Annotated in this window: 12 protein-coding genes and 1 pseudogene; 8 read left to right on the plus strand and 5 right to left on the minus strand. The window is 69.4% G+C overall.

Translation table 11 applies throughout. The annotated features are described in order from the left end of the window. Positions 1-13: 13 nt before the first annotated feature. The 4 genes from mmsA (at position 14) to F9278_RS12815 (ending at position 5,720) form a co-directional block, all read left to right on the plus strand. Complete coding sequence (gene mmsA, locus F9278_RS12800; protein WP_152168438.1) at positions 14-1,564, plus strand: multiple monosaccharide ABC transporter ATP-binding protein; 1,551 nt, start codon at positions 14-16, stop codon at positions 1,562-1,564. After that, entirely contained in the window at positions 1,561-2,805 is a 1,245-nt protein-coding gene (gene mmsB, locus F9278_RS12805; RefSeq protein ID WP_152168439.1) for a multiple monosaccharide ABC transporter permease, read from the plus strand. Before mmsA ends, mmsB begins: the two co-directional genes overlap by 4 nt. A 30-nt stretch (positions 2,806-2,835) precedes the next feature. Continuing rightward, complete coding sequence (locus F9278_RS12810) at positions 2,836-3,930, plus strand: aldose epimerase family protein (RefSeq protein WP_226967282.1); 1,095 nt, start codon at positions 2,836-2,838, stop codon at positions 3,928-3,930. Positions 3,931-4,106: 176 nt separating this feature from the next. After that, positions 4,107-5,720 (plus strand): pyridoxal phosphate-dependent aminotransferase, encoded by a 1,614-nt coding sequence (locus F9278_RS12815; protein WP_152168441.1) that lies wholly within the window; start codon positions 4,107-4,109, stop codon positions 5,718-5,720. 174 nt (positions 5,721-5,894) lie between these two features. On the opposite strand, the gene F9278_RS12820 is transcribed toward F9278_RS12815, so the two are convergent. Beyond that, the gene (locus F9278_RS12820) at positions 5,895-6,752 is read right to left on the minus strand and encodes a calcium-binding protein (RefSeq protein WP_152168442.1); all 858 of its coding nucleotides are present in this window, start codon (positions 6,750-6,752) and stop codon (positions 5,895-5,897) included. A gap of 267 nt (positions 6,753-7,019) precedes the next feature. On the opposite strand from F9278_RS12820, the gene F9278_RS12825 reads away from it, so the two are divergent. Then, entirely contained in the window at positions 7,020-8,279 is a 1,260-nt protein-coding gene (locus F9278_RS12825) for an extracellular solute-binding protein (protein WP_226966723.1), read from the plus strand. Between the two features lie 90 nt (positions 8,280-8,369). On the opposite strand, the gene F9278_RS12830 is transcribed toward F9278_RS12825, so the two are convergent. After that, entirely contained in the window at positions 8,370-8,621 is a 252-nt protein-coding gene (locus F9278_RS12830) for a hypothetical protein (RefSeq protein ID WP_152168443.1), read from the minus strand. A 364-nt stretch (positions 8,622-8,985) separates the two neighbouring features. Here F9278_RS12830 and F9278_RS12840 point away from each other — a divergent pair, with 364 nt between their 5' ends. The 3 genes and pseudogenes from F9278_RS12840 (at position 8,986) to F9278_RS12850 (ending at position 10,447) form a co-directional block, all read left to right on the plus strand. After that, positions 8,986-9,375 (plus strand): zinc ribbon domain-containing protein, encoded by a 390-nt coding sequence (locus F9278_RS12840; RefSeq protein WP_404819010.1) that lies wholly within the window; start codon positions 8,986-8,988, stop codon positions 9,373-9,375. A 17-nt stretch (positions 9,376-9,392) separates the two neighbouring features. After that, positions 9,393-9,671, plus strand: a pseudogene (locus F9278_RS12845) (protocatechuate dioxygenase); the annotation flags it as partial. A gap of 308 nt (positions 9,672-9,979) precedes the next feature. Then, the gene (locus F9278_RS12850; RefSeq protein ID WP_152173829.1) at positions 9,980-10,447 is read left to right on the plus strand and encodes an ATP-binding protein; all 468 of its coding nucleotides are present in this window, start codon (positions 9,980-9,982) and stop codon (positions 10,445-10,447) included. A gap of 55 nt (positions 10,448-10,502) precedes the next feature. Here the strand turns inward: F9278_RS12850 and F9278_RS12855 are convergent, their stop codons facing one another. The 3 genes from F9278_RS12855 to F9278_RS12865 all read right to left on the minus strand — a co-directional run bounded on the left by F9278_RS12855 (position 10,503) and on the right by F9278_RS12865 (position 11,739). Next, positions 10,503-10,727, minus strand: coding sequence for a hypothetical protein (locus tag F9278_RS12855; RefSeq protein ID WP_152168444.1), 225 nt, complete (start codon positions 10,725-10,727; stop codon positions 10,503-10,505). Between the two features lie 37 nt (positions 10,728-10,764). Beyond that, complete coding sequence (locus F9278_RS12860) at positions 10,765-11,286, minus strand: hypothetical protein (RefSeq protein ID WP_152168445.1); 522 nt, start codon at positions 11,284-11,286, stop codon at positions 10,765-10,767. A gap of 135 nt (positions 11,287-11,421) precedes the next feature. Then, the gene (locus tag F9278_RS12865; protein WP_152168446.1) at positions 11,422-11,739 is read right to left on the minus strand and encodes a DUF6087 family protein; all 318 of its coding nucleotides are present in this window, start codon (positions 11,737-11,739) and stop codon (positions 11,422-11,424) included. Between the last annotated feature and the right edge of the window lie 6 nt (positions 11,740-11,745).

An 11,745-nucleotide genomic window follows, 5' to 3' on the forward strand; every position in this document is an offset into this window, starting at 1 on the left:
GGAAGGCACGACCATGGCGGGACCCGTCCTGGAAATGCGCTCGATCGTCAAGACCTTTCCTGGTGTCAAAGCGCTGTCGGACGTCACACTGACCGTCCGTCAGGGCGAGGTCCACGCCATCTGCGGTGAGAACGGCGCCGGAAAGTCGACCTTGATGAAGGTGCTCTCCGGCGTCCATCCGCACGGCAGCTACACGGGCGACATCCTCTTCGAGGGTGCGGCCTGCGAGTTCAAGGACATCCGGGCCAGCGAGCACCGCGGCATCGTCATCATCCACCAGGAGCTGGCGCTGGTGCCGTTCCTGTCGCTCGCGGAGAACATCTTCCTCGGCAACGAGCACGCCACGCGCGGGGTGATCAACTGGAACGACACCCTGCGGCACGCCAGTGAACTGCTGCGCCGGGTGGGTCTCGACGACCACCCGGAGACCCGCGTCGCCGACATCGGCGTGGGCAAGCAGCAGCTCGTGGAGATCGCGAAGGCGCTGTCGAAGAAGGTCAAGCTGCTCATCCTCGATGAGCCGACCGCCGCGCTGAACGACGAGGACAGCGGCAAACTCCTCGATCTGATCCTGGAGTTGAAGAACCAGGGCATCACCTCGATCATCATCTCCCACAAGCTCAACGAGATCCGGAAGGTCGCCGACTCGGTGACGATCATCCGCGACGGGAAGTCGATCGAGACCCTCGATGTGCAGGCCGCGGAGACCACCGAGGACCGGATCATCTCCGGCATGGTCGGCCGCGACCTCGACCACCGCTTCCCCGAGCGCACCCCGCACGAGCCGGAGGCGGGCTCGGCCCCGGCCCTGGAGATCCGCGGCTGGACCGTGACCCACCCGATCGACCAGCAGCGCAAGGTCGTCGACGATGTGTCGATCAGCGTCAGGCGCGGGGAGATCGTCGGTATCGCGGGCCTGATGGGCGCCGGCCGCACCGAACTCGCGATGAGCGTCTTCGGGCGGACCTACGGCCGGTACGCGGGCGGCACGCTCCTCAAGGACGGCACCGAGATCCGTACCAAGTCGGTCGCCGAGGCGATCGGGCACGGCATCGCGTACGTCACCGAGGACCGCAAGCACTACGGCCTCAACCTCATCGACACCATCAACCGGAACATCTCGCTGACCGCCCTGAACAAGGTCTCCCGGCGCGGTGTGGTCGACGAGCACGAGGAGCGGCAGGTCGCCGAGCGGTACCGCAAGTCCATGAACATCAAGGCGCCGACCGTCTTCGAGCCGGTGGGCAAGCTGTCCGGCGGCAACCAGCAGAAGGTCGTCCTCAGCAAGTGGATCTTCGCGGGTCCCGATGTGCTGATCCTGGACGAGCCGACGCGCGGTATCGACGTCGGCGCCAAGTACGAGATCTACACGGTCATCGACAAGCTGGCCGCTGAGGGCAAGGCGGTCGTCTTCATCTCCTCCGAGCTGCCGGAACTGCTCGGGATGTGCGACCGCATCTACACGATGGCCGCAGGGCGGCTGACCGGCGAGTTCCCGCGTGCCGAGGCCACGCAGGAATCGCTGATGCGTCAGATGACGAAGGACAAAGAGGTAACCCGATGAGCACGGATGTGACCGCCAAGAGCCCGGCCCCCGCGCCGCCCGGCAAGAGCGGGGGTGCGGCGGGCGGAGGTCTGCTCCAGCTGATGCTGGACGGCATGCAGCGCAACATGCGGCAGTACGGCATGCTGATCGCGCTCGGCCTGATCGTGGCGTTCTTCGCCGTGATGACCGACGGCGACTCGCTGCTGCCGCGCAACGTCTCCAACCTGGTGCTGCAGAACAGCTACGTCCTGGTCCTCGCGATCGGCATGATGCTGGTCATCGTCGCGGGCCACATCGACCTGTCGGTCGGCTCGTTGACCGCTTTCGTCGGCGCACTCGCGGCCGTGCTGACCGTGCAGTACGACATCGCGTGGCCCGTCGCCCTAGTGCTCTGCCTCCTCGCGGGCGCGGTGGCGGGTGCGATCCAAGGGTTCTTCATCGCGTATCTCGGCATACCGTCGTTCATCGTCACCCTCGCCGGGATGCTGACCTTCCGCGGTGTGACGGAGATCCTCCTGGAGGGGCAGACCCTCGGTCCCTTCCCGGAGGGGCTCAACAAGATGGGCAACGGCTTCCTCCCGGCGGTCGGCCCGGAGACCAATTACCACAACCTCACCCTGCTGCTCGGCCTCGTCCTGATCACCTTCATCGTGATCCAGGAGGTCCGGGGCCGGAAGCGCCAGCAGGAGTTCTCGCTCGACCAGTTGCCGACCAACCTCTTCATGCTCAGGCTCCTCGCGATCGTCGCCGCCCTGACGGTCGTCACCCTGCTGCTCGCCAGCTACAACGGTGCGCCCATCGTGCTGATCATCCTCGGCCTGCTGGTGGTCGGTTACGGCTACGTCATGCGCAACTCCGTCTTCGGCCGGCACATCTACGCGATCGGCGGCAACCTGCCGGCGGCCAAGCTGTCCGGTGTCAAGGACAAGCGGGTCACCTTCTACGTCTTCCTGAACATGGGCGTGCTCGCGGCCCTGGCGGGTCTGGTGGTCGCCGGCCGCCTCGACGCGGCCGGACCGAAGGCGGGTCTGAACTACGAACTGGAGGCGATCGCCTCCGCGTTCATCGGTGGCGCGTCCATGAGCGGCGGTGTCGGGACCGTCCTCGGCGCGATCATCGGCGGTCTCGTCCTCGGTGTGCTGAACAACGGTATGAACCTCCTCGGCGTCGGCTCCGACTGGAAGCAGGTCATCAAGGGCCTGGCCCTGCTGGCGGCGGTCGGGTTCGACGTCTGGAACAAGCGCAAGTCCGGTTCGTAGAAGAACACTTCGAGTGTCGTCGGGTCCCGCCTGCCACGAGCTCGCGGGGCCCGGCGGTCTTTCCCGAGAGGAGGCAGACCGGTGCAGGAACTCTTCGGCAGGCTCGCCGACGGCACCGAGGTCCACCGCTGGTCGCTGGAGAACGGCGGCACCCGGCTGAAGGTCCTGTCGTACGGCGGGATCGTGCAGTCCCTGGAGATCCCGGACCGCGCCGGCCGGTACGCCAATGTCTCGCTGGGCTTCGCCACCGTCGAGGAGTACGTCGCCGGCTCGCCCTACTTCGGCGCGCTGATCGGCCGCTACGGCAACCGGATCGGCGCGGGCCGCTTCACCCTGGACGGCAAGACGTACGCGCTCTCCGTCAACGACGGCGAGAACAGCCTGCACGGCGGTACGAGCGGCTTCGACCGGGCCGTGTGGGACGTCGAGCCGTTCACGGACGGCCCGGACGTGGGCCTGCGGCTGTCCCGCACCAGCCCCGACGGCGAGATGGGCTACCCGGGCACCCTGGCCGTCCAGGTCCGCTACACCCTCACCGAGCGCGGTGAGTGGCGGATCGACTACGAGGCGACCACGGACCGGACCACGGTCGTCAACCTCACCCATCACGTCTACTGGAACCTGGCCGGTGAGGGCAGCGGCCCGGTGCACGACCACGAGCTGACGATCGCCGCCGGGCACTACACCCCCGTCGACCCGGGCCTGATCCCGACCGGTGAACCGGCCGACGTCAAGGGCACCCCCTTCGACTTCCGCACGGGCAAGACGGTCGGCGCGGACCTCCGCGCGGCCGATCCACAACTGCTGCACGCCAAGGGGTTCGACCACAACTGGGTGCTGGACAAGGGCGTCACGGACGGCCCCGAGTGGGCCGCGACCCTGGTGGACCCGGCGTCCGGGCGCACGCTGCGGATCTCCACGACCGAGCCGGGGCTGCAGTTCTACTCCGGGAACTTCCTCGACGGCACGCTCGTCGGAGGCTCCGGGAGGAGCTACCGGCAGGGGGACGCGCTGTGCCTGGAGACCCAGCACTTCCCGGACTCGCCGAACAGGCCCGCGTACCCGTCGACGGTGCTGCGGCCCGGCGAGACCTACCGGTCCACCACCGTCCACGCGTTTGCCTGACGCGCACATGACGTAAGATCTTCACAGCGCGCACACAATTTCCCACGGAATTCCCAGTGGTTGAACAGCGCCACCCCAGCATGCGTATGTAAGGGCGGCCCGTGCTCCCCCGCACGGGCCGCCCTTAGTCGTCGGACCCGGTCGTCCCCAACGGGTCCGCCCCCTACGGAGGTTCCATGGCCGACAACGTCACCTCGTTGTTCCGCAGCACTGCGGCACACAGCCCGTCCATGGCGGCGCTGACGCGTGAGGGCGGCGACGGGGTGGGTCCGGTGGACTTCTGTATCCCGTGCAACCCCTACTTCCCCACCCCCGCCATGTTCGACGACATGGCGGGCAAGCTGCGCGACATCATCACGTACTACCCGAGCAGCGCCGACACCATCACGGCCGAGCTGTGCAGTCTGCTCCAACTCCCGCCGCAGTGCGTGGCGATGGGCAACGGCTCGACCGAACTCATCACCTGGCTCGACCACTTGATGGTCCGTGAGTCCCTCGCCGTCCCCGTCCCCACCTTCGGCCGCTGGACCGACCAGCCGATGGAGACCGGCAAGCGGGTCGACATGTTCCCGCTCCAGGAGTCCAGCGGCTTCGCCCTGGACCTCGCGCAGTACGCCGAGTTCATCCGCGCCCGCGGCACCCGGGTCGCCGTCATCTGCAACCCGAACAACCCCGACGGCGGCTTCCTGCACCGGCACGCGCTGGTGCAGTTCATGGACGCGATGGCCGACCTGGATCTGATCGTCATCGACGAGTCCTTCCTGGAGTTCGCCGACGCCGAGTCCGAGCCGTCCACGGTCCAGGACGCGGTCATGCGGCCCAACGTGGTGGTGCTGCGCAGCCTCGGCAAGAACTTCGGTCTGCACGGCATCCGCTTCGGCTATCTGGTCGCCAACCCGGCGCTGGCCGGCAAGGTCCGCTCGATGCTGCCGAAGTGGAACCTCAACTCCTTCGCCGAGCATGTGGTGTTCATGCTGAAGAACCACGGCGCCGAGTACATGGAGAGCCTGCACCAGGTCCGCCGCGACCGGCTGGACATGGCCCGCCAGCTCTCCGCCCTCCCCGGGCTGACGGTCTACCCGTCGCAGGGGAACTTCCTCTTCGTGCGCCTGCCCGTGGGCGCCGAGGGCACCGTGGTCCGCGACCGGCTGCTCACCGAGCACCGGGTCCTGGTCCGCGAGTGCGGCAACAAGGTCGGCTCGTCCAGTCGCTTCCTGCGACTCGTGGTCCGGCCCCAGGTGGACGTCCGTCGCCTGGTGTCCGGCCTGGAGTCGGTTCTCTACGGGTCCAGGAGGGGAGCCGCCGTACCGGAGCTGGGCACCGGGACCAGCTACAGCTCGGGTACGGCGGCCGTGGACCGGCTGATGGGCGAGACCAGCGGCACCGGGATGCACAACCTCGCCGCGCAGGCCATGAGCATGCCCGCCCCGGCACCGGCCGCCGCCATGCAGTCCATGCAGTTCGCGTCCCCCGTGGCGCAGGCACCCGCCGCGGCCATGCAGTCGTCCATGCAGTTCCCGTCCCCGGCCCCCGCGCCGGCCCCGATGCCGATGCCGATGCCCGTCCCGGCACCGGCCCCGATGCCCGCCGCCGGCATGCCGGCCCCCGGCCTCCAGCCCGTCGCCCAGACCGGAATGCCGGGCCTCGCGGCCGCCGCGCAGGGCCGCCGCACCAATGGGGCGGCCCAGGGCCTCACCGCCGCGCAGGTACGGGGCCGCACCCAGCCGGAGCCGCTGGAGGAGCCGCAGGGGTGGCCCGCGGCGGGAGCGGTGTACAACCAGGTGGGGTGAGGGGCGCCCTCACCCTCGGCCGACCTCGTGAGGCGACGCCCCCAACAGGGGCTGTACGGGCCGCTGTTGGGGGCGTCGCCGTGTCGGAACCCGATGCCGGAACCCGATGCCGGAACCCGGTGTCGGAACCCGGTGTCGGACCCCAGTGCCGGACCCCAGTACCGGACCCCGGTGTCAGTCCTGGCGCAGCTTGTTGCGGCCCGGTCCGCCGGAGAGCGTGTCCTTGCCCTTGCCGCCGTACAGGGTGTCGTTGCCGCTGTTGCCGTAGAGCTGGTCGTTGCCGTCCTCGCCGTACAGCCTGTCGTTGCCCTTGCCGCCGTAGAGGCCGTCGTTGCCGGCCCGGCCGTACAGGGTGTCGTCGCCGGAGTCGCCGTACAGGCCGTCGGAGTTGGCGCCGCCGCTGAGGGTGTCCTGGTCGGCGCCGCCGTGGCAGGCGTAGGAGCAGCCGGTCATGGTGTCGTTGCCGCGTCCGCCGAAGGAGCCGAGGCCCCAGACCCCGCCGCCGCCGTCGATCCGGTCGTTGCCGTTCTCGCCGTACAGCACGACGGACTTGTTGCCGAGCAGGATGTCGTTGCCGGTGCCGCCGTGGATCGCGGCGTAGGCGGAGTTGGCGGCGGCGATGGTGACCGTGTCGTTGTTGTCGCCGAGGCTGACGTCGTAGATGTCCGAGTCGTCGGAGCCGAGCGGGATGGGGACAGCGCACTCGGCGACCGTGCGGTCCGTCGACTTGGGGTACGCGCACTCCTTCGCGGAGAGTGTGATGGCGTACCGGTCGTTGAAGGTGAGCACATAGTCCGCCTCCCACTCCGTCCGTTCCACGATCCTCGCCGACACCGTCAGCCGGTTCGCCTGCCCCGGCGCGGCCTTGAACCACAGCTCGCCCTTCTCGTGCACGAGCGAGGCGGCGGGCGCGGGGGCGGCCTGGGCGAGGGGGGCGGTGAGGAGGGCGCCGGTCAGGGCGAGGGTGAGGGCGGTGGTGGCCGTCGTGATGACGGTGGCGGCTCTGTGACGGGGCAGGCTGTGGGCGGGCATGGCGAGGACTCCTTCGCGGCGCGGTGGTGCGCGTACCCGTTACGACACGGCTCCGGAACCAGGGGTTGTACGGCGTGAACGACGAGGGTGCCGAATCCGTACCTCCTGTCGCGGGTGGGGCATCTCGGTCGCACCTGTCACGTCGCCGGAACAAGAACGCAACGCATCCGGCCCCGCACACACCGGTACGCGCCATACGATCAGGCTCGATCGCCAACTCCCGTACATATGTGCCGGGTTCGACTGCAAGCCGGAAGTGGGTGGACCGTGCGTCGCAAGGCACGGACGTTCGTGGCGGCCACGGCCGCGCTGGGGCTCGCCGCCGGGCTGTCCGGCTGCGGCGGGGACGCGGACGCGGAGTCGACGACGGCCTCCCTGACGGTCGTCGCGACCAACTACGGCGACAGCGTCCGCAAGAACTCCGAGGGCTACTGGGACCGGGTCACCCTCGCGTTCGGCGAGGAGCACCCGGGCATCGACGTGAACGTGGAGGTCCACGCACCGGACGAGGTCGACAAGAGGGTCGCCGAACTGGTCGAGCGGGGCGAGGCCCCCGACATCGTGCAGACGGACAGCTACTCCGAGTACGCCGCGCGGGACCTCCTCTACAGCGCCGACGAGGTGCTGTCGGTCCCGGTGCAGGCCTCCTTCGTCCAGAGCCTCGCGAACGCCGGGGAGATGGACCGGGCCCAGTACGGCCTGCCGTTCACCGCGAGCACCCGGCTGCTCTACTACAACAAGGACCTGTTCGAGCGGGCGGGCCTTGAGCCGCCGCGGAGCTGGGACGAACTCCTGGCCGCCGCGAGGGCGTTGAAGGCGCAGGACGTGAAGTACCCGATCGCCGTGCCGCTCGGCCCGGAGGAGGCGGAGGCCGAGACGCTGATGTGGCTGCTGGCCGGCGACGGCGGCTACACCGACTCCACGAACCGTTACGACATCGCCTCCGCGACCAATGTGGCGACGCTGACCTGGCTGCGGGACAACCTGATCGGCGAGGGCCTCACGGGCCCGGTCGCGCCCGGCGAGCTGAACCGGGGCGAGGCCGTCGCCGCGTTCCTCACGGGTGACGCGGCGATGGTCAACGGCCCGTTGTCGCTGATCCGGCAGATCGAGGACTCCTCCGACTCCGTGCCCTACGGCGCCGTACCGCTGCCGAGCCGTGACGGCGAGGAGACGCCCACGATGGGCACCGCGGACTGGGTCGTCGCCTTCCGCGACGACGACCACCGCGCCGCCATCGGGCAGTTCCTCGACTTCCTCTACGCCGACAAGTACGTCATCGAGCAGGCCGCGCAGTACGAACTGCTCCCCGTCACCACGTCCGCCACCGACGCGATGCGCGCCGACAAGGCCCACAAGTCCCTCTGGAACGGCCTCGACACCCTCCAGAACCTCCGCCTCTACCCGGTCGCCGAGACCAACTGGTCCGAGGTGACGGCCTCGATCCGCGAACGGATCGGCGAGGCGGTGACCCCGGAGGGGGACCCGCAGAAGGTGCTGGAGTCGATCGCGAAGGCGGCGAAGTAGGCAACTGGAGCCGTTCGCGGGGCTGTTGGCTTCTGGTTCCGGCCATCGTTCCGCTCATGGTTCCGGTCAAGGTTCCGGTCAAGGTCCTGGTCATGGTTCGGGGCGGTCGGGGGCGTCCGGCGGTGCCAGCAGATGCGTCGCCAGCCCCGCGACGACCAGGCCCGATGCGAGCAGCAGGCCGTGCGGCAGCACCGTGCCCGTGATCAGCATGGCCAGGGCGACGGCCAGCAACGCCCAGGCCCGGCGCGAGCGTCGGGGTGGGGGCGTCTGGTGGTCGTACGGCGGTCGGCGGTCGTACGGCGGTCGGGCGTCCGACTGCGGCTCGATCTCGGGGTGCGTCATGGCTCCTCCCTCAGGGAACCGGCGAGCGGGGTGTTTCACCGTCACATGCCCGCTCAGGGCCCCACCATCGGGCCCGGCACTCATTTCCTCAACATCCTCACCCTCACGAGCGGCCGACCGGCCGACCGGCACATGGGTATCAGCACCGATGGACACCCGCACACCGCACCGCGCAGGCTGGCAGCGAGGCCGCTCCCGAGGGGAGAGGGCGGGCGGAGGACACAGGCATCCTGGAAGGCAAGAGTGTGTCGGTCACTCTCACGGGTGATGTTGGTCGAAGGCGTGGGCGGGTGGGGAACGGGGTGTCCAGGTTCGTGGCATGTCGCGTTTCCGGATGTATCCGTCGCGCGCGCAGGCCGAGCGGATGCTCACGCACCGCGCGCACGCCCGGTACGTGTGGAACTCGCCGTTGAGCAGCATGCGCACCGGCGGCCAGGCCGCAGGTCCGCACCGTCCTTCGTGGAGCAGTGTCGTCAGCTCACCGAGGCCGGGGCCTTCCCCCTACACGTCACTGCGGTGCAGTGCCTGCGGATGGATCGACAAGAACTCGCGCAAGAGCCAAGCCGGGTTCGTCTGTTCCTCCTGCGGCTTCACCTGCAACGCGGACCCCAACGCCAGTATCAACATCGCGGCAGGACAGGGCGGGATCCCCCGCCCCCGGCGCACAGCCGGTGCCGGAGGGACGACAACGGCCACCAGCCGTACGAACGCCCGTGAACCTCAACCCACCTGGGTCGGAATCCCCCTCTTTTGAGAAGGGGAGGATGTCGACTCAAGGTCCACACGGACGTCACGCGCACATCCGACGGCTCGTTCACGGGCGGCCAGGAACTCCACACCGGCCAGCTCTTCTTCGACGAGACGATCACCGCACGGGTCGCCGCGCTCTCCCCGTACTCGGCGAACACGGTCACCCGCACCACCCTCGCCCAGGACTCCATCTACGACGAGGGAGGCGCCGCGTCGGGCCTCCTCACCCTGACGGCCCTGGGCACGTCCCCGACGGCCGGGTACGCGGGGTCGCTGACGGTGGGGGTGGAGTCGAGCTGAGCTGACCGGCCTCAGCCCCGGCCCCGGGCCGCCCACGCCGGCGTCGGCGCCGCCTGGTTAAACGGTCCACCCCGCCCGCTCCACCCCTCCTCCCGATCGCTGGACGCAAACCGATCACCAGCAACCAGGCGAAAGCGTTCACCAATCGATCGAATTCATACGGTTCCGACCAGGCCCAATGCCCTCTCGATCCCCTGGGTACTCATCGGGCGAGCGCGGCTAGCGTGGGCGGGGTGCGGCAGTTCACCTTTGACGTCCGGCGAACCGCGCTCGTACCGATCGACACCCATCGAGAGGAGGCGACCGTGATGCCGGGCGCGGACACGGACGGCGAAGCCGGAACGGCCGGCGGTACCGGTGGCGGCGACGACCCCGGCCCCACCCCCGAAACGCTTTTGCTGAAACGCCACTTCACAGGCGAGAACCTCCCCCAGGTACGCGCCCAGGTGGAGGACACGGCAGCGGCGGCGGGCCTCGGCGGCGTACGCCTCGGCGAGTTCACCCTCGCGGTCAGCGAGATCGCCGCGAACGCCGTCGAACACGCCGGAGGGCAGGGCCGCCTCGAACTCCGCCGCCTCCCCCACGAACTGGAATGCCGCATCACCGACAACGGCCCCGGCTTCACCCCCACCATCCCCGACCTCCTCCCCGGCCTCACCGACACCTGCCCCGGCCGAGGCCTCTGGCTGGCCCACCTGGTCACGGACCGCCTGACGGTGACGACGGACCTGAGGGGCGCGGGGGCGGAGGTCACGTTGGCTGTGCGGTTGAGGTGAGGGGCGGCAGCGGCTTCGGCGCAGCCGCTGTCTCTTGGACGCAGCCTCTGTCCACCTACAGGAGCCGCCAGTCCCAGCACCACGGCTCCCAGTGACCGGCCGGACTCTCCACGCGCCCGACCGCCCGCCTGACGACCACACGCTGCCCGTGGCGGTGCACCTCGTCCCCGGGGAGAAGCAGCAGGGGCCGCTCCAACTCGTACACGGCATCTGGTTCGAACCGCACCTCGTTCAACAGCAACATCCTGGCCGCCACGACTGGTTCGCCTTCCAGCCTCATGCACCCATGATGCGACGGCTTCGGAGAAGGCTCGCGCTCAAGCCTGCGGCTGACTGCGTTCATCGTGGCTGGCCGCCAGCGGGACGAACGGGAGCTCGGGGATGCCGAGTTCCTGTCGCATAGCCGCTGCTGCGGCTTGAGCGGCCTTGTAGTACGTGTGCTGGGCGGTCTGGAAAGCCCCGTCAGTGACGCGCGCACCGTCCGCGAGAAGGTCACGCAGCGTCCGGACGGTACGGAACGCCTCGACGCCCAACTCCACTACGCGCGGCGGAGCGAGCATCGTCAGGCCGAAGCGCTGCTCGAACAGACCGGACTCGGAGAATGCCGCGCGGACTGCACGCCGCCGCTCCTCCGGCACGTCATAGGTCGCCTCGGCGGCGAACCGCATGCCTTCGGTCGCGCGGGCCAAGTGGGCGAGGTACGTCACGAAGGTCTCGCGCAGAACGGTCTGCGCGTCGGCCTCTTGGGCACGCTTCCAGCGGTCTCGGTCCACGACGAACGTTGCGACGATGCCGGCAAGCGCACCGGCTATGGCACTCAGAGGTGCGGTCCAGTCCATGAGGGGCACTGTATTGACTTCACGAGAGTGTCTGGATGCCGCACGTGGCGATCACCCGGTCGCACAGAGCACCGTCCAGATGACCGACCAACCCGTCACCCGCGACAAGGAGCGGCGCCGCGCAGGAGTGCAACGTCAGGGCTTGCGGTGACGTCCTCGGCCCGGTCCGAGGCCGGGGTGGGAGGGCCGGTCGTCCGGTCCGTTCTCGGGATCAGGGGCGGGCAGATGACCCAGGAACTCCCTGGCCGCGTCCGCGTTCGGGGCAACACCGATGGTCGTCCACGTGTGCCCGTCCCATTCGAGCAGGGCGCGCGGGGCATCGGGGGCCACGTGGGAGGCGCGGGCTCCGTCGGCGAGGGGGACGGCGCGGCGAGTGCCGGTGATCTCCCGTTCCGCCGCTCGTCGCCGGTCGCGTCGGGCGGCCCACTCGTGCAGGGGCTCCTCTTCCGCCATCGCTCA

Origin of the sequence: Streptomyces phaeolivaceus (assembly GCF_009184865.1) — a bacterium.
GTDB classification, from domain to species: Bacteria; Actinomycetota; Actinomycetes; order Streptomycetales; family Streptomycetaceae; genus Streptomyces; species Streptomyces phaeolivaceus.

What these genes read in the sequence shown, in the direction of transcription:
- F9278_RS12850 (WP_152173829.1), top strand. Translation starts at nt 9,980, where the DNA reads ATGCCGGGCGCGGACACGGACGGCGAAGCCGGAACGGCCGGCGGTACC.
- F9278_RS12865 (WP_152168446.1), bottom strand. Translation starts at nt 11,739, where the DNA reads ATGGCGGAAGAGGAGCCCCTGCACGAGTGGGCCGCCCGACGCGACCGG.
- F9278_RS12830 (WP_152168443.1), bottom strand. Translation starts at nt 8,621, where the DNA reads ATGACGCACCCCGAGATCGAGCCGCAGTCGGACGCCCGACCGCCGTAC.
- F9278_RS12855 (WP_152168444.1), bottom strand. Translation starts at nt 10,727, where the DNA reads ATGAGGCTGGAAGGCGAACCAGTCGTGGCGGCCAGGATGTTGCTGTTG.
- F9278_RS12815 (WP_152168441.1), top strand. Translation starts at nt 4,107, where the DNA reads ATGGCCGACAACGTCACCTCGTTGTTCCGCAGCACTGCGGCACACAGC.
- F9278_RS12840 (WP_404819010.1), top strand. Translation starts at nt 8,986, where the DNA reads ATGCTCACGCACCGCGCGCACGCCCGGTACGTGTGGAACTCGCCGTTG.
- F9278_RS12820 (WP_152168442.1), bottom strand. Translation starts at nt 6,752, where the DNA reads ATGCCCGCCCACAGCCTGCCCCGTCACAGAGCCGCCACCGTCATCACG.
- F9278_RS12860 (WP_152168445.1), bottom strand. Translation starts at nt 11,286, where the DNA reads ATGGACTGGACCGCACCTCTGAGTGCCATAGCCGGTGCGCTTGCCGGC.
- mmsB (WP_152168439.1), top strand. Translation starts at nt 1,561, where the DNA reads ATGAGCACGGATGTGACCGCCAAGAGCCCGGCCCCCGCGCCGCCCGGC.
- mmsA (WP_152168438.1), top strand. Translation starts at nt 14, where the DNA reads ATGGCGGGACCCGTCCTGGAAATGCGCTCGATCGTCAAGACCTTTCCT.